We start from the raw sequence: 15,438 nt of genomic DNA, 5'->3' as shown, positions 1-15,438 counted from the left end.
CAGAACACCTGGTTTTTCTGGTTGAGCAGGATGATGCCGACGTTCGGCCGAAAGCCGTCCCGGTCAAGCATAATCAAACCCCAAATTTTTAAACTGTGTCCATTATGCACGGCGCCTAGCGTGCGGCAAGTGGGCTGGTCTGTTCTGCCCGAAATCGAGTCCGATGAAAGCCTCCCAATTCTTTATTTCCACCCTCAAGGAAGCTCCGGCCGATGCCGAAGTGGTCAGTCACAAACTCATGACGCGGGCGGGGCTGATCAAGAAGCTGGGCGCAGGCATCTACAACTACATGCCGATGGGCCTGCGGGTGATCCGCAAGGTGGAAGCCATCGTGCGCGAGGAAATGAACCGTGCGGGTGCTGTGGAGTTGACCATGCCCGTGGTGCAGCCGGCTGAGCTATGGCAGGAAACGGGTCGTTTCGACAAGATGGGCCCCGAGCTGCTGCGCATCCAGGACCGCCACGGCCGTGACTTCGTGGTGCAGCCCACCAGCGAAGAAGTGATCACTGACATCGCGCGCCAGGAGCTCAAGAGCTACAAGCAGCTGCCGAAGAACTTTTACCAGATCCAGACCAAGTTCCGCGACGAGCGCCGTCCACGTTTTGGCCTGATGCGTGGCCGTGAGTTCATCATGAAGGACGCTTACAGCTTTGACCGCGACCAGGCGGCCGCCAAGGCCAGCTACCAGGTCATGGCGCAAGCCTACCGCCGTATTTTTGACCGCTTCGGCCTGACTTACCGCGCGGTAGCGGCCGACAGCGGCGCCATTGGTGGTGACCTCTCGGAAGAGTTCCAGGTGATTGCCGCCACGGGCGAAGACGCCATCGTCTACTGCCCAGAGAGCGAATACGCCGCCAACATGGAAAAGGCCGAGGCGCTGGCTCCCGTCGGCGTGCGGGGCGCTGCCACGCAGCCGATGACCAAGACAGCCACCCCTGGCAAGAGCACCTGCGCCGATGTGGCCGAGTTGCTGGGCGTGCCACTCAACACCACGGTCAAGTCTTTGGTGCTGGCCACGGACGAAACCAACGAAGCGGGCGAAATCGTCAAAAGTCAGGTCTGGCTGCTGTTGCTGCGTGGCGACCATGACATGAACGAGATCAAAGCTGGCAAGGTGCCGGGCTTGGCCGGGTTCCGGTTTGCCACGCTCTCTGAAATCGAAGAACACTTTGGTTGCAAGCCCGGCTACCTGGGCCCCATCGGGCTCAAGAAGCCCCTCAAGATCGTTGCCGACCGCGAAGTTGCGCTGATGGCCGACTGGATCTGCGGCGCCAATGAGGTGGACTTCCACATCACCGGCGTGAACTGGGGCCGCGACCTGCCCGAGCCTGACGCGGTGGCCGACCTGCGCAATGTGGTGGCGGGGGATCGCTCGCCCGACGGCAAGGGGGAACTGGCGATTGAGCGCGGCATCGAAGTGGGCCATGTTTTCTACCTCGGCACCAAGTACAGCAAGGACATGAACGCCACGTTTCTCGGCGACGATGGGCGTCCCGCGTTTTTTGAAATGGGCTGCTACGGCATCGGCGTCACCCGCCTGCCTGCTGCTGCCATTGAGCAAAACCATGACGAGCGCGGCATCATCTGGCCCGACGCGATTGCGCCGTTCACCGTGGTCATCTGCCCCGTGGGCATGGACCGCAGCGAGGCCGTCAAGGCCACGGCCGAATCGCTATATGCCGACCTGCTGGCTGCGGGTGTGGACGTGATCCTGGACGACCGCGGCGAGCGGCCTGGCGCCATGTTTGCCGATTGGGAACTGATCGGCGTGCCGCACCGCGTGACGATAGGCGACAAGAGCCTCAAAGAAGGCGTCGTGGAGTACCAGCACCGTCGTGACTCCGCGGCCACCAAGGTGGCCACCACCGATATCTTGGCCCATGTGAAGGGCCGCATGGCTGTATGAGTTTCCGCGCATCCACTATTGCCTCTGCCGACGTGATCACAACCCGTGGCTTGGGTTTGTCGCGGCGCGCTGCCATTGCGTCGCTCTCGTCACTGGCGGCGCCCGCCGCGTGGCTGGCTGCGCCGCCGGTGGCGCATGCAGGAGGTCAGCTGGAGGAACCCTTGATGGACTCCGTGCGCACCGCGCTCAGTTCCGCGGTGGCCAACCAGGCTCCACCCGAGCCAGAGTTTTTCACCACCGAAGCCCGTCTGCACTACCTGCGCTGGCTGGGCACACAAAGCGACCGGTTGCGTCGGCGCAAGCCCGAATGGGAAGTGCGGCGTGATTTTCTGCAGACCGTGTGGTACGAGTCCAAGCGCGCCGGGCTGGATGTGTCTCTGGTGATGGGCCTGATCCAGGTCGAAAGCGCGTTCCGAAAATTCGCGGTGTCCAGCGTGGGTGCCCGGGGCTACATGCAGGTCATGCCGTTCTGGACGCGGGTGATTGGCGATGGCGACCCGGGCAAGCTGTTTCATATGCAGACCAATCTGCGCTTTGGCTGCGTGATCTTGCGTCACTACATTGACCGTGAGCGGGGCGACCTGTTCATGGCGCTGGGCCGGTACAACGGCAGCCGCGGCAAACCGCCGTACCCGAATGCCGTGTTTGCTGCGCAGCGTAACTGGGCCTTCGCCGAGAAGCCCCAGCTTTTGCCAACGCCCGCTGCCCCCGACCCTCTAGTCGCAACCACCGCGTCTTAGTTCGCAGCGGCAGAGCTCTCGACCTTCGTCAGGGGGGCGTTGATTGCGTCACTGCCGGGCACACTCAGGCGCGACACCATGACCTGGTCGATGCGGTAGCTGTCCACATCCAGCACCTCAAACTTGTAGCCCCCCCAGCTCACACTGTCGGTGCGGCGGGGCACGCGCCGCAGCATTACCATCAAGAAGCCCGCCAGGGTTTCGTATTCGTCGGGGTGCGGCAGTTCGTCCAGTGACAGGGCGTGCAGCACGTCCTGCACCGGCGTCACGCCGTCGATCAGCCATGAGTTCTCATCGCGCCGAACGATCTGTTCTTCATCGGCCGGGCCCATGACCAAGTCGCCCATCACCGTGCTCATCACGTCGTTCAGCGTGACCACGCCGACTACCAGGCTGTACTCGTTGACGATCACTGCGAAATCTTCGTGCACTTGCCGAAACTGCTCCAGCACCTCTGACAGAGTCAGCCGGTCGGGCACGATCAACACCTTGCGCACCAGGCTGTCGTCGGCCAGCGAGATGGGCTGGTTGTTCAGCACGCGCTGGAACAGATCCTTGGCATCCACATAGCCCACCACATGGTCGATGTCGCCCTCGCACACCGGGTACGTTGAAAACGGCTCGGCCGCAATGCGCAGCCGGATGACCGAGTCGGGGTCGTCCCGCAAGAAAAACGCCACGCGGTCACGCGGCGACATGGCGCTGGACACCATGCGGGTGTCCAGCTCAAACACATTGGTAATGACCTGCTGCTCTCGCGCGGCCAGCACACCGGCGCGTGCGCCCGCTTCCATCATCGCCAGGATGTCATCCGAAGTGATGCGGTCATCCCGCAAGGACGAGAGCCCTAGCGCCCTGAAGAGCAGGTCTGCCCCGCGGCTATAAAACCACACCACCGGCCGCAGCACAGCCGTGCACCACGCCATGGGCTGCGCCAGCCGCACCACCAAAAGCTCGGGGTTGGCCATGCCCAGCCGCTTGGGGAACAGGTCTGAGAAAAGAATGAACAGCGACGTGATGATCAGGAACGAGGCCAGAAACCCGGCCGTCTGGGCAGATGATTCTGAAAGCCACAACCCGGCCAGCTCGGTGAAATGCGGGCTCAGCGCCCCTTCCCCCACGATACCGCCCAAAATCGCTACCGCGTTTTGCCCCACCTGCACGACGGTGAAGTAATCGCCCGGTTGCTCCTGCATGCGCAGCGCGATGTCGGCGCGCGCATCGCCCTCGTCGGCCATCTGCCGCAAGCGCAGGCGGCGTGCGGCCGCCAGCGAAATCTCCGCCATGGAGAAAAAAGCGCTGGTTGCGATCAGCAGCGCGATGACAAAGAGGCTTTGGGACAGGGTCATGGAAGGTGTAGCAGAGCACGGGCTGTGCCTCGCGGACCCTCCAAGTGTATCTGTGCGCCCTGGATTAGACACCGGGGCCGCGCCCGTTCAGCGGCTCCGCCTGCCTTGGGTTGGCTACTGCACAAAGCCGATGCGGCCGCGCCCTGATGCCGCCCTGGGCAGGTCTGCAATCTCCACCGTGGAGCGCCGGTCCAGCCGAGCATTGCCAAAACCCGTCATCAGCGCACGTCGCATCTCGCGCGGCGGCATGTGGGCCAGGTGATCCAGTACGTCATCGAGTGGCTCAGGGTCCAGCAGCCGTCCCCAGTCGTGCCCTGCCCGAATGCTCTGGTACAGGTTGCGCGCAATAGTGCGCGCCTGCTCCATCGACGGGGCCTCCACCTCAAACACGTTCATGCGGTTGAGGATGGGGTCTGGAATGCCCCGGCTGTCGTTCGCGGTGGTGATCCAGATGACCTGGCTGGCATCGATCGCCACCTCGGCAAACTCGTCGGTAAAGCACTGTGCCGTGTCGTATTCAAGCAGGCTGTACAGCGCACCCAGCGGGTCGTACTGCGCATCGCTGCTGGCCTTGTCAATTTCGTCTACCACGATGACAGGATTGGCGTATTCCCCCTCCACCAACGCTTCGAACACCTTGCCCGGCCGTGCGCCCTTCCATTGCGCCGACGAGCCCGACAGCAGCCAGCCTGCAGTCATCGAACTCATCGGCAGCAGGTTCATGCCCGTGCCCAGCAGCTCGGCCAGATGGCGCGCAAAGTGGGTCTTGCCAATGCCGGGCGGGCCCAGCAGCAGCATGGGCGTGACCTCCAGGCCATCGCTGCTGTCCTGCGCCAGGGCGACGTGGCGCTTGATGTCGTCCAGCACCTCGGTGAAGTTGGGCAACTGCTCGTACAGGCTGGCCATGTCGGGGATGCCCGACGGCTTGACCTGAAAGCGCTCGGGGCCACGCTCCAGCATGCGTTCGTAGACCGTGCGCAGGGTTTCGTATTCGCGCTGGTTGCCAGACTCCTGCAGCCGTGCGAGCTTGCGCTCGACGTCACCGGGCTGGAACACATTGCGCATCTGGGCCACCGGCAGACGCAGGGCGGGTGGCTGGGGAACAAGGCTATGGCTGATCATTGCATGCTCCTTCGTGATGTGAGGTCACGCAATCATTCAAGCACACAACATGCCCGCTGCAGCATCGGATAAGCCCCTGATTGGTGCCTCTGTTGCGGGCACGCAAAACCTGCCCAAAACCACCAGAAAAACAAAAGCCGCCCGAAGGCGGCCTGTGTGCGATGCGAGAGGGCTCTAAGGATCAGCCCTCGGTGCCCAGAACTTGCTTGAGTTCGCCGGACTCGTACATCTCCATCATGATGTCCGAGCCGCCGATGAACTCGCCCTTCACATACAGTTGTGGAATGGTGGGCCAGTTGCTGTATTCCTTGATGCCCTGGCGAATTTCTTCGTCTTCGAGCACGTTGACGGTGACCACCGCTTTGGGGTCCACGCCGCAGGCCTTCAGGATCTGGATGGCGCGGCCCGAAAAACCGCACATGGGGAAGCTGGCGTTGCCCTTCATGAACAGCAGAACGTCGCTGGACTTGACGAGGGCGTCGATGCGTTGTTGGGGGTCGCTCATGGGATGCTCCTGAAAAGGGGTCTGGGCGGGCAATGCCGCCACCGGGGTGGGATGGGGTGGATTATTTCACTGTCTGCGCCGTCTGCCACTGGCCTCCTGTACAACGCGCAATGCTCGCGAGGTCATTGCGGCTTCGTACCGTGGCAAAACCCTGCGCCAGCAACAAGGCCTGGACCGCCTTGGCCTGGTCGTAGCCATGTTCTAGCAGCAGCCAGCCGCCAGGCTTGAGGTGTGCGGTCGCCTGGGTCACGATGGTGCGGATGTCTTCCAGCCCGTCGGCGCCGCTGGCCAGGGCCTGCAGGGGCTCGTGGGTGAGCGCGGCCAGATGGGGGTCGGTGCTGGCGATGTAGGGTGGGTTGGAGACGATGGCGTCGAACAGTCCTGCTACCCCGGTCAGCCAGCTGGTGTGTTGAAACTTCACCGCCAGTCCCAGCCGCTGGGCGTTGGCTTGCGCCACGCCCAAGGCGTCGGCGCTGGCGTCCACCGCCAGCACTTGGGCGGTGGGGCGTTGATGCTGCAACGCCAGCGCAATGGCGCCGCTGCCTGTGCCGAGGTCAACGACCCGGGGGGATGGCAGCGGTGCCAGCACCTCCAGCGCCCAGTCCACCAGCGTTTCCGTGTCAGGGCGCGGATCCAGCACGCGGTCGTCAATGTGCAGCGGCAGTCCGTAGAACTCCTTGCGCCCGGTGAGGTAGGCCACGGGCTCGCCCGCCGCACGGCGCTGGCACAGGGCGATGAACTGGCTGTGCATGGCTGCATCCAGCGCATCGGTGTCATGCGCCAGCAGCCAGGCGCGGCCCGCATCGGGGCGGGCCAGGGCGTGCAGCAGCAGCATTTGCGCGTCGATGCGTTCCAGGCCCAGGGTGCGGGCCTGGTTCAGTGCCTGGGCCAGGGTGGGGGATGTGTTGGTCACTATAAATTTAATAGCTGCTGGCGCTTGATTGATAAGCGCTAGAGGCCAATTTGATTCATATTCTAGTTGGTGATCAGCCCGTGGTGCCCATCTCCAGCTCTTCCAGCTGCTCGGCCTCGCGGGCATGCGCCAGCGCCTGCAGCACGTCACCCAGGTCGCCTTCCATCACGTACAGCAGTTTGTACAGCGTGAGGTTGATGCGGTGGTCCGTCAGGCGCCCCTGCGGGAAGTTGTAGGTGCGGATGCGGTCGCTGCGGTCGCCGCTGCCGATCAGGCCCTTGCGCAGCGCGGCCTCTTTGGCGGCGCGCTCGCTGCGGTCCTTTTCTTGAATGCGCGCCTGCAGCACTTGCAGGGCCTTGGCCTTGTTGGCGTGCTGGCTGCGGCCGTCCTGGCACTCGGCGACGATGCCGGTGGGCAAGTGCACCACGCGCACGGCCGAATCGGTCTTGTTGATGTGCTGGCCGCCCGCACCCGATGCGCGGAAGGTGTCGATGCGCAGGTCGGCCGGGTTGAGCTTGATGGCCTCGTGCTCGTCGGGTTCGGGCATCACCGCCACGGTGCAGGCGCTGGTGTGGATGCGGCCTTGCGTCTCGGTGGTGGGCACGCGCTGCACACGGTGGCCGCCAGATTCGAATTTGAGATGGCCGTAAACGTTGTCACCTTCCACGCGCAGCACGATTTCCTTGTAACCGCCCAGCTCGGCTGCGTTTTCGCTGACGATCTCCACTTTCCAGCCCACGCGGTCGGCGTAGCGCATGTACATGCGGGCCAGGTCGCCTGCAAACAGGGCCGATTCGTCCCCGCCCGTGCCGGCGCGGATTTCCATGAAGGCATTGCGCGCGTCGTCAGGGTCTTTGGGCAGCAGCAGGCGCTGCAGTTCGTCTTCGAGCTGCAGCAACTCGGCCTCGGCGCCGGTGATTTCTTCCTGCGCCATCTCCGCCATGTCGGGGTCGGCCAGCATCTCGCGCGCACCGGCCAGGTCGGCCTCGCGCTGCTGGTAGCGCGTGTAGCGGCCGGCGATTTGCGTGACCTCAGCATGTTCGACGGAGATGCGCCGGTACTGCGCCATGTCGCTCATGATGTCCTCGCGCGAGAGCAGAAAGTCGAGTTCGCCCAAGCGCTGCGCATAGCGCTCCAGCTGGTTTCTGAGAAAGGGTTTCATGCGAAGAGGTTGGGGTTTTGCTACTGAGTTTGTAGCTGTTAGCGCTTGATGGATAAGCGCTAGGGGCCAATTTGGCTCTAAAAGCCGAGAGGCGGGCTGCCAGTGAGCGCCGCTACAGGCTGTTTTTGCTTTGCGAGCGCAGGAACAAGCGTGACACCGTTTGTGCCGTCTGCGCACGCATGTCGGCATCGCCCGCACGCAGCTCGGCCATCGTGCCGTGCAGCATCTTCTGGGTCAGGCCGCGCGATAGGGCTTCGAGCACCGCGTCCAGGTCTTCGCCCTTGGCCAGCAGCTTCTTGGCGCGGGCGATCTCCAGCGCGCGCCATTCGTCGGTCTGGGCGTTTAGCTGCTGAATCAGCGGAACGACCGCGCCAGACTCACCCACGGGGCTGCGCAGGTCCATCCAGTGCATGAAGCTTTGCACGCCTGCGTCGATGATGGCTTCGGCCTGCGCCACAGCGGCCTGGCGGTTGGCCTGCGCGGTCTGCACCACGCCGGCCAGGTCGTCCACGGTGTACAGGTACACGTCGCGCAGGGCCTTCACTTCGGGCTCGATGTCGCGCGGCACGGCCAGGTCGACCATGAACATGGGGCGGTTGCGGCGCTTCTTCAGCGCACGCTCCACAGCGCCCAGGCCGATGATGGGCAAGCTGCTGGCGGTGCAGCTGATGACGGCGTCGAACTCGTGCAGCCGCTCGGGCAGGTCGGCCAGGCGCATCACCTCGCCGCCAAAGCGGGTGGCGAGTTTTTCGCCGCGCTCCAGTGTGCGGTTGGCAATGGCGATGGCTTTGGGGTTCTTGGCGGCAAAGTGCGTGGCGCACAGCTCGATCATTTCGCCCGCGCCCACAAACAGCACCTTGATCTCGCCGAGGTCTTCAAACAACTGGCTGGCCAGGCGCACTGCGGCCGCTGCCATGCTGATGCTGTGGGCGCCGATCTCGGTGCTGCTGCGAACCTCTTTGGCCACGGCAAAACTGCGCTGGAACAGCTGGTTGAGCGTGGTGCCCAGCACGCCCGCCGTTTCGGCTGCGCGCACCGCGTCTTTCATCTGGCCCAGAATCTGCGCCTCGCCCAGCACCATCGAATCGAGCCCGCTGGCCACGCGGAACGCATGGCGGGCCACAAGGCTGTCTTCCAGGGTGTAGGAGTGCGAGCGCAGCAGCGAGGTGCTGACCCCGCCGCTGTGGGCCAGCCAGCCCAGCGTGTGGTCCATGGCAGCCTGCTCGCCAGCGCAGTAAATTTCGGTGCGGTTGCAGGTGGAGATGATGGCGGTCTCTACCCCGGGATGGCGGCTGGCTCCGCTGCCAGAGTCGCCCAGCGACTGGCGCAAACCGTGCAACGTAGGGGCAATCTGGTCGAGCGCGAACGCGAACCGGCCACGCAGATCGAGCGGAGCGGTGGTGTGGTTGATGCCGAGGGCCCAGACTGCCATAGTCCCGGATTATAAAATTGTTGGACCGGACCGGCAGCGTTGCTTGTTCAAGCCTTGATTTGGGTCAATTCCATGGGTCCTTGGGACGCTTTTAACCACCTGCTCAACTTTGTGGCACCCGCCGCTGCCATGGCGTTGCTGCTGGCGTTGTCGGGACGTATTTTTGGATCAAAAACACCCGTAGCGCTTGCCTGGTGGGCGCGAGCAGCTATTGTTTTTGTAGTCGGTGTTGCCGTGCTGGCCGCGGGCCTGGTGGTGTTGGGGCGTGACGGCAAGATGCTGACATACGCTGCACTGGTGCTGGCCTGCGCCACCTGCCAGTGGGTTTTGGTGCGCGGCTGGCGCAGCTGAGGGCTGTTCGCGCCAGCAAAACGCAAGCCGTGTGGCGCTCCACCGGCCCAGTCGTCATCGGCCGGTGAACAGGTTTCTCAGCCTGCCGCCGGGCGGGTGTCGCCCGAGCTTGCCTGGGGTTGGGGCACGCTGACCGTCGGCAACCCGGTGGCCCCATCGGTTGCCAGCGCAGGCGTGAACGGGGCCACGCTGGTCGACGCTGGTGGCGACAGCGCCAGACCCGCGCTGCGCAGCGATTCGAGGATGGCAAAGAGCAGGTCACTCTTGACCCCGCCTGCATTGCGCGGGTTGCTCACGTAGCCGATGGCCAGGAAGGTAAGCGTGCCGCTCACGATGTCTTCCAGCTGCACGACAGGTGCGGGGGTGTCCAGAATGCCTTCGTGCTCGGTGAAGGCCGCCAGGATCAGGTCGCGCATGCGCTTGGCGTCCACGTCCAGCGGCGCGGGCAGGCGCAGCAGCACGCGCCCGGGGGCTCCGGCCAGCGTCATGTTGCGCACGGTCTTGGTGATGAACTCCGAGTTGGGCACGATGACGGTGGAGCGGTCGCCCAGCTGGATCTCGGTGGCGCGCACGTTCACGCGGCGCACGTCGCCTTCGGTGGTGCCCAGCACCACCCAGTCGCCCACCTTCACGGGCCGCTCTGCCAGCAAGATCAGGCCCGAGATGAAGTTCTGCACGATGGCCTGCAACCCAAAGCCGATACCCACCGACAGCGCACTGGCCACCCAGGCAATGCGCTCCACGCTGATGCCCAGGCCCGCCAGCGCTGCGGCCACCACCATGACGCCGCCCACATAGCCCAGCAGCGTGACGATGGAGCTGCGCATGCCTGGCTCCATCGACGTGTTGGGAAGGTAGCTCTCCACCAGCCAGCGTTTGAGCACGCGGATCAGGAGGAGCCCTGCCACCAGCACCGCCAGCGCCGTGAGCAGCGCCTGCGGGGCCAGCGTGAGGTCGCCGATCTTGAGGCTCTGGTCCATGCTGCTGCCGCGGCGAAAGACCTCGTCCGGGCCCGTGCCAAACGGTGCCAGCAGTGCAATCACCATGTAGAAGAACAGCGCCACCCGCAGCACGCCCGAGCCCAGCACCGAGGCTTGGTCCAGCAGCTTGGCGTCGATGCCCAGCCCCTTGTGCAGGCGTTCGCCAAAGCCGCCGCGCGATGAAATCAGCGCCTCGCACAGGTCATCCACCAGCTGGAACAGCAGGTACGTGGTGGCAAACACCACACCGGTCCACAGCATCTGCCGCGTGAGCGTGCCCGCCAGCGCCACAAAACCGAAGGCGACCATGAGCACGGTGGCCACGATGGCAATGCCCGCGCAGGCCACGAGCAGGCCGACCCAGACGGGGCGTTCGGACAAGCCTGCGGCGTCTGAAGCGGTGCCAGCGTCGTTTTTGCTGTCGTCCGCTGCGCTGTCGGTGGGCGTTTCTTTGACGGGCGTGTCTTTGGTAGGCGCCGCGACGGGCGTGCGCAGCTGGCGCAGCGCGCACGCGACGAGGGTGGCCATCGCCAGTGCGGTGACGGCATGCACAGACACTTCTGCCGCCAGGCTGGCGCCGACGATGCTGTTCACCTCGGTGATCAGCCCGCTCAGCGACGCCAGGATGGCGACCCACCAGGGGTAGGGGCTCAGGCGCTTGGCCAGGTCGTCCGACAGGCCCGGCAAGCGCCACGAGCTGCGTTTGCGTGACAGCAGGGCATGGCCCAGTCCGATCACAAAGGCCGAGAAAACGGCAAGCCGTACGGTGGCCTGGGCGAGTGCCTGGAGGTTGTCGTTGAGCGGGCCGCCCACTTCCAGCCCGCTCCAGGCCAGCTGCGCAGCCAGGCCGATCAGCAGCACATAGATCAGTACCGATGCCGAGGCCAGCAGCGACCTGCGCAACCGCCCTGTCGGCAGCTTGGCGGGCACCAGGCGCACCAGCAGGCGTCCGGCCAGCCAAGTCCCTGCCACTGCCAGCAACAAGGCCGCCACCAGGCTGGTGATGGCCGCGCCGCGGTGGCCCGGTTGCATGGCGGCGCTGGCGGCCCGCTCCAAGTCACGCCCCAGCGCTTGCAGGCGCGCGGTGTCGCCGGGCAAGGCGTTGCGCAGATTTCGCCAGAAACTGCCGCTCAAGGGCGAGTCGATGCGCGTGGTGAGCGCGGTCTGAAATTGCTCGCGGCGCTGGCGAATCAGGTCGGTACCGCGCTGCTCGGCGTCCACCGCGATCAGGCGCGCCAGCTTGAGTTCTGCATCCACCGCCGCGCGCTGCTTGCCGAGGTTGGAGCGTTGCTCGGCAACGTCAGGGGCATCCGGCGCCGTCCCTTTTTCGGGCGCGGGGCCCAGGCCTGCCAGGCGCAAGTCCAGGTCTGCCAGCTCTTCGGTGCGGCGGGCGGCCAGTTGCTCGGCGGCGCTGCCGATGGCATTGACGTCGTTGAGCAGCTTGCGCCCGTCATCGTCTACGCCCAGTTTTTGCGGGATAGCATCGAGCTGTTTGCGCAGATCGTCCACGCCCGGTGGCGGCGCCTCCGGTTTGGGCAGGTTCGCGGTTGCTGCCGCGGTCGATGCTGGGGCTGTGGCGGGCCTGGCTTGCGCCAGCGCTTGCGTGCCCATTGCACCGAGGCAGAAGGCGAAAGCCAGCCACATCACTGTGCGCAGCAGGAATGCGCGGCTGAGGGCCAAGCGTGCGGGGGAGTGAGGGAAATGGGGGAGATGGCTGCGCCGCAGAACGGGTGCGATGCGCATGGGAAGCTGGCTCATGCGCCTATTGTGCTGTGCGCTGCAGACCCGCTGAAGAGGCGCTGCCTCGGCGAGGTGTCTTTGGGGGCCATGCCACTCGGGCTGTGCGGGACCGCTTGGGGTTGATTTTTTGTGGTTATGCCGCGCAGGACCCGGGGCCTGGCGACCCCGCGTCATGGTCTGTCAGGCCGCAGAGGCTGGGCTGAACAAATCCACCCGGTCGGTAATGATCCCGTCCGTGCCCAGGTCGATGAGCCGCTGCGCGGCCCAGTCGTCGTTGACGGTGTAGCTCAGCGTGCGCAGACCGGCGCCATGCACCATCCCCACGGTGTCTGTCGACCAGAGCGCGTGGTTGCACACGACGGCCACGCAGCCCAGTTGCAAGGCCGTGTCTAGCCAGCCCTCGGTCAGCGTGTCGAGCAGCAGGCCGCGCGGCAAATACGGGGCGCTGTCGCGCGCACCGGCCAGTGCGGCGGGCTGGAACGAGGTGAGCAGCGGTGGCACCGGCTGGCCGTGCCACAGCCGCGCCGCATGGGCGGCCACCACACGGCCTGTCTCGGCTTCGGTGCCCGGTGTCGGTTTGATTTCGATGTTCAGAAAGAACCCGTTGGCAATGCAGTAACGCGCCACGTTAGCCAGCGTGGGCAGTGGCTCGCCTGCATAGCTGCGCGAATGCCAGGCGCCAGCGTCCAGCTGGGCAAGGTCGCTCCAGGGCAGGTCGCCGCCCGTGCCACGGCCGTTGGTGGTGCGCTGCAGGGTTGCGTCGTGCATCAGAAACGGTACGCCGTCGGCACTCAGTTTGGCGTCGCATTCGAACATGCGGTAGCCATGTTGCGCGCCCAGGCGAAAGGCGGCCAGGGTGTTTTCAGGGGCCAGCTTGCCTGCGCCACGGTGGGCGATCCAGCGGGGGTAGGGCCAGGGGGCGAGGGTGGGCGAGGGTGCGCTCATGCGGGTTCACCAAATTTCAGCAGGTTGCCATGGGGGTCGATGACAAACATCTCTTTCATGCCCCAGGGCTGGACTATTGGGGGAGCCAGCTGCAGGCCGCGCGCCGTGAAGTCGGCGTGCAGCGCTGCGGTATCGCCGCGCACATAGCACGAGGTGTTTTCGGCAATGTGGCGATCATTGCAAGGCCAGAAATGCAGTTCGCAGCCGTCGCGCTGCAAGATCAGGTAGTTGTCCATCTCCAGCAGCGCGGCAAAGCCCAGGCGTGCGGTGTAGAACCGCAGGGTTTCTGCGAGGTTCAAAGACGCCAGCACCGGGACGGTGGCCTGAACCCCGATCCCGTTGCTGGTGCCCGGCCTTGGCTGCATGGGGTCAGGCAGCGATGCGTTTGCCCGTGGTGGCGTCGAACGCGTGCAGGCGGTCGGGGCGGGGCACCACGTGGATCACGCTGTCCGGTGCCGGTGCGTGGGTGCCTTCTTCGACGCGCACGATGAGTTGTTCGCCGTTGATGCGGCCGTAGATCAGGCGTTCGGCGCCCAGCAGTTCCACGGTTTCAACCTTGACTTCCCAGCCTTCGCTGCGCACGTCCAGATGCTCCGGGCGAATACCCAGAATGGTGCCGGGTGCGGCGCTTGGCGCGTTCTTGAGCAGGTTCATGGGCGGCGAGCCGATGAAGCTGGCCACAAACGTCGTGGCAGGCGTGTGGTAGACCTCTTCGGGCGTGCCGAACTGTTCCATATTGCCCGCGTTCATCACGATCATGCGTTCGGCCAGGGTCATGGCCTCGACCTGGTCGTGCGTCACAAACAGGCTGGTGATGCCCAGTTCGCGGTGCAGCTTCTGGATTTCGAGGCGGGTCTGGGCGCGCAGCTTGGCGTCCAGGTTGGACAGCGGCTCGTCAAACAAAAACACTTGGGGCTGGCGCACGATGGCGCGGCCCATGGCCACGCGCTGGCGCTGGCCGCCGGACAGTTCGCGCGGCTTGCGCTCCAGCAGGTGGCCCAGTTCCAGAATCTTGGCGGCCTTGTCCACGCGCGCCTTGATTTCTTCCTTCGGGACCTTGGCGATCTTCAGGCCATAGGCCATGTTGTCGAAGTTCGACATGTGCGGGTACAGCGCGTAGTTCTGGAACACCATCGCGATGTCGCGCTGGGCGGGTTCCAGGTCGTTCACCACGCGGTCGCCAATGCGCAGTTCACCGCCCGAGATTTCTTCCAGGCCCGCCACCATGCGCAGCAGGGTGGACTTGCCGCAGCCCGAGGGGCCGACGATGACGACGAACTCACCGTCCTTGACCTCGGCATTGACGCCGTGGATGACCTGGTTGGCCTTGGGACCGACGCCGTAGCGCTTGACGATATTGCGAAGAGAGATGGATGCCATGATGCAATTAATTTGATAGCTGCTAGCGCTTATTGGATAAGCGCTAGAAGGGGTTTTGATCTTATTTCTCGGTGTCTACCAGGCCCTTGACGAACCAGCGCTGCATGAGCACCACGACGAGGGCGGGCGGCAGCATGGCCAAGAGGGCCGTGGCCATCACGATGTTCCATTCGTTGCCCGAATCACCACCGGCAATCATGCGTTTGATGCCGATCACCACGGGGTACATGTCTTCCGAGGTGGTCACCAGCAGCGGCCACAGGTACTGGTTCCAGCCGTAGATGAACTGAATCACGAACAGCGCCGCAATGGACGTGCGCGACAGCGGCACCAGAATGTCTTTGAAAAAGCGCATGGGGCCGGCGCCGTCCACGCGGGCCGCTTCCACCAGTTCATCCGGCACCGTCAGAAAGAACTGGCGGAACAGGAAGGTGGCGGTGGCCGATGCGATCAGCGGCACCGTGAGGCCCGCATAGGTGTTGAGCATGCCCAGGTTGGACACCACTTCATACGTGGGCCCGATGCGCACTTCCACCGGCAGCATCAGCGTGATGAAAATCAGCCAAAAGCAGATGCCCTTGAACGGGAAGCGGAAGTACACGATGGCAAACGCCGACAGCAGCGAGATCGCGATCTTGCCCACGGTGATGACGATGGCGGTGACAAAGCTCACCCACATCATGCGAGAGACCGGCGCGGTAGAGCCCGCACCCGCGCCGCCGCCAAACAGCGTGTCGTGGTAGGTCTGCCAGAAGTTGCTGCCCGGCAGCATGGGCATGGGCGCCTGCACGATGTCCTGCGCGGTGTGCGTGGAGGCTACAAACGCGAGGTACAGCGGGAAGCCGACGATGATTACGCCCAGCACCATGATCAGGTGCGAGAACGCGGTGAGATAGGGACTGCGTTCAACCAT

Annotated in this window: 14 protein-coding genes and 1 pseudogene; 3 read left to right on the top strand and 12 right to left on the bottom strand. The window is 64.5% G+C overall.

The annotated features are described in order from the left end of the window. Positions 1-74, bottom strand: a pseudogene (locus tag ACK4OE_RS12765) (RNA pyrophosphohydrolase); the annotation flags it as partial. A gap of 89 nt (positions 75-163) precedes the next feature. Here ACK4OE_RS12765 and ACK4OE_RS12760 point away from each other — a divergent pair. After that, a complete protein-coding gene (locus ACK4OE_RS12760) occupies positions 164-1,906 on the top strand; it encodes a proline--tRNA ligase (RefSeq protein WP_409885185.1) in 1,743 nt (580 codons plus the stop codon). After that, positions 1,903-2,646, top strand: coding sequence for a lytic transglycosylase domain-containing protein (locus ACK4OE_RS12755; RefSeq protein ID WP_409885184.1), 744 nt, complete (start codon positions 1,903-1,905; stop codon positions 2,644-2,646). Before ACK4OE_RS12760 ends, ACK4OE_RS12755 begins: the two co-directional genes overlap by 4 nt. Here ACK4OE_RS12755 and ACK4OE_RS12750 read toward each other — a convergent pair. The 6 genes from ACK4OE_RS12750 to hemA all read right to left on the bottom strand — a co-directional run bounded on the left by ACK4OE_RS12750 (position 2,643) and on the right by hemA (position 9,129). Beyond that, a complete protein-coding gene (locus ACK4OE_RS12750) occupies positions 2,643-3,995 on the bottom strand; it encodes a hemolysin family protein (RefSeq protein ID WP_409885183.1) in 1,353 nt (450 codons plus the stop codon). The genes ACK4OE_RS12755 and ACK4OE_RS12750 overlap by 4 nt on opposite strands. Before the next feature lie 114 nt (positions 3,996-4,109). Beyond that, positions 4,110-5,117 carry an AAA family ATPase gene (locus ACK4OE_RS12745; RefSeq protein ID WP_409885182.1) on the bottom strand — a complete coding sequence of 336 codons (1,008 nt, stop codon included), beginning with the start codon at positions 5,115-5,117 and terminating at the stop codon, positions 4,110-4,112. A 181-nt stretch (positions 5,118-5,298) separates the two neighbouring features. Beyond that, positions 5,299-5,622: a Grx4 family monothiol glutaredoxin gene (gene grxD, locus ACK4OE_RS12740; protein WP_409885181.1), complete on the bottom strand. Its 324-nt coding sequence runs from the start codon at positions 5,620-5,622 to the stop codon at positions 5,299-5,301. A gap of 61 nt (positions 5,623-5,683) precedes the next feature. Next, a complete protein-coding gene (gene prmC / locus ACK4OE_RS12735) occupies positions 5,684-6,535 on the bottom strand; it encodes a peptide chain release factor N(5)-glutamine methyltransferase (RefSeq protein WP_409885180.1) in 852 nt (283 codons plus the stop codon). Between the two features lie 73 nt (positions 6,536-6,608). Continuing rightward, the gene (gene prfA, locus ACK4OE_RS12730) at positions 6,609-7,697 is read right to left on the bottom strand and encodes a peptide chain release factor 1 (RefSeq protein WP_409885179.1); all 1,089 of its coding nucleotides are present in this window, start codon (positions 7,695-7,697) and stop codon (positions 6,609-6,611) included. A gap of 112 nt (positions 7,698-7,809) precedes the next feature. Then, the gene (hemA, locus tag ACK4OE_RS12725) at positions 7,810-9,129 is read right to left on the bottom strand and encodes a glutamyl-tRNA reductase (RefSeq protein ID WP_409885178.1); all 1,320 of its coding nucleotides are present in this window, start codon (positions 9,127-9,129) and stop codon (positions 7,810-7,812) included. A 72-nt stretch (positions 9,130-9,201) separates the two neighbouring features. Here hemA and ACK4OE_RS12720 point away from each other — a divergent pair, with 72 nt between their 5' ends. Continuing rightward, positions 9,202-9,480 (top strand): hypothetical protein, encoded by a 279-nt coding sequence (locus ACK4OE_RS12720; protein ID WP_409885177.1) that lies wholly within the window; start codon positions 9,202-9,204, stop codon positions 9,478-9,480. A 77-nt stretch (positions 9,481-9,557) separates the two neighbouring features. Here the strand turns inward: ACK4OE_RS12720 and ACK4OE_RS12715 are convergent, their stop codons facing one another. From ACK4OE_RS12715 to ugpE, 5 genes are all read right to left on the bottom strand, one after another. Beyond that, positions 9,558-12,104: a DUF3772 domain-containing protein gene (locus tag ACK4OE_RS12715; RefSeq protein ID WP_409885187.1), complete on the bottom strand. Its 2,547-nt coding sequence runs from the start codon at positions 12,102-12,104 to the stop codon at positions 9,558-9,560. Positions 12,105-12,380: 276 nt separating this feature from the next. Beyond that, complete coding sequence (gene ugpQ, locus ACK4OE_RS12710; RefSeq protein WP_409885176.1) at positions 12,381-13,145, bottom strand: glycerophosphodiester phosphodiesterase; 765 nt, start codon at positions 13,143-13,145, stop codon at positions 12,381-12,383. Then, positions 13,142-13,510, bottom strand: coding sequence for a bleomycin resistance protein (locus ACK4OE_RS12705; RefSeq protein ID WP_409885175.1), 369 nt, complete (start codon positions 13,508-13,510; stop codon positions 13,142-13,144). The genes ugpQ and ACK4OE_RS12705 overlap by 4 nt, the downstream gene beginning before the upstream one ends. 4 nt (positions 13,511-13,514) lie before the next feature. After that, positions 13,515-14,525 carry a sn-glycerol-3-phosphate import ATP-binding protein UgpC gene (locus ACK4OE_RS12700; RefSeq protein ID WP_409885174.1) on the bottom strand — a complete coding sequence of 337 codons (1,011 nt, stop codon included), beginning with the start codon at positions 14,523-14,525 and terminating at the stop codon, positions 13,515-13,517. 61 nt (positions 14,526-14,586) lie between these two features. Further along, positions 14,587-15,438, bottom strand: coding sequence for a sn-glycerol-3-phosphate ABC transporter permease UgpE (gene ugpE, locus ACK4OE_RS12695; RefSeq protein ID WP_409885173.1), 852 nt, complete (start codon positions 15,436-15,438; stop codon positions 14,587-14,589).

It is taken from the genome of Acidovorax sp., assembly GCF_046314175.1.
Classification (GTDB): domain Bacteria; phylum Pseudomonadota; class Gammaproteobacteria; order Burkholderiales; family Burkholderiaceae_C; genus Acidovorax.
The sequence above is the reverse complement of the archived record's forward strand: the minus strand, read 5'-3'. Positions and strand labels throughout refer to the sequence as shown.

What these genes read in the sequence shown, in the direction of transcription:
- ACK4OE_RS12760 (WP_409885185.1), top strand. Translation starts at nt 164, where the DNA reads ATGAAAGCCTCCCAATTCTTTATTTCCACCCTCAAGGAAGCTCCGGCC.
- ACK4OE_RS12755 (WP_409885184.1), top strand. Translation starts at nt 1,903, where the DNA reads ATGAGTTTCCGCGCATCCACTATTGCCTCTGCCGACGTGATCACAACC.
- ACK4OE_RS12750 (WP_409885183.1), bottom strand. Translation starts at nt 3,995, where the DNA reads ATGACCCTGTCCCAAAGCCTCTTTGTCATCGCGCTGCTGATCGCAACC.
- ACK4OE_RS12745 (WP_409885182.1), bottom strand. Translation starts at nt 5,117, where the DNA reads ATGATCAGCCATAGCCTTGTTCCCCAGCCACCCGCCCTGCGTCTGCCG.
- grxD (WP_409885181.1), bottom strand. Translation starts at nt 5,622, where the DNA reads ATGAGCGACCCCCAACAACGCATCGACGCCCTCGTCAAGTCCAGCGAC.
- prfA (WP_409885179.1), bottom strand. Translation starts at nt 7,697, where the DNA reads ATGAAACCCTTTCTCAGAAACCAGCTGGAGCGCTATGCGCAGCGCTTG.
- hemA (WP_409885178.1), bottom strand. Translation starts at nt 9,129, where the DNA reads ATGGCAGTCTGGGCCCTCGGCATCAACCACACCACCGCTCCGCTCGAT.
- ACK4OE_RS12720 (WP_409885177.1), top strand. Translation starts at nt 9,202, where the DNA reads ATGGGTCCTTGGGACGCTTTTAACCACCTGCTCAACTTTGTGGCACCC.
- ACK4OE_RS12715 (WP_409885187.1), bottom strand. Translation starts at nt 12,104, where the DNA reads ATGTGGCTGGCTTTCGCCTTCTGCCTCGGTGCAATGGGCACGCAAGCG.
- ugpQ (WP_409885176.1), bottom strand. Translation starts at nt 13,145, where the DNA reads ATGAGCGCACCCTCGCCCACCCTCGCCCCCTGGCCCTACCCCCGCTGG.
- ACK4OE_RS12705 (WP_409885175.1), bottom strand. Translation starts at nt 13,510, where the DNA reads ATGCAGCCAAGGCCGGGCACCAGCAACGGGATCGGGGTTCAGGCCACC.
- ACK4OE_RS12700 (WP_409885174.1), bottom strand. Translation starts at nt 14,525, where the DNA reads ATGGCATCCATCTCTCTTCGCAATATCGTCAAGCGCTACGGCGTCGGT.
- ugpE (WP_409885173.1), bottom strand. Translation starts at nt 15,438, where the DNA reads ATGGTTGAACGCAGTCCCTATCTCACCGCGTTCTCGCACCTGATCATG.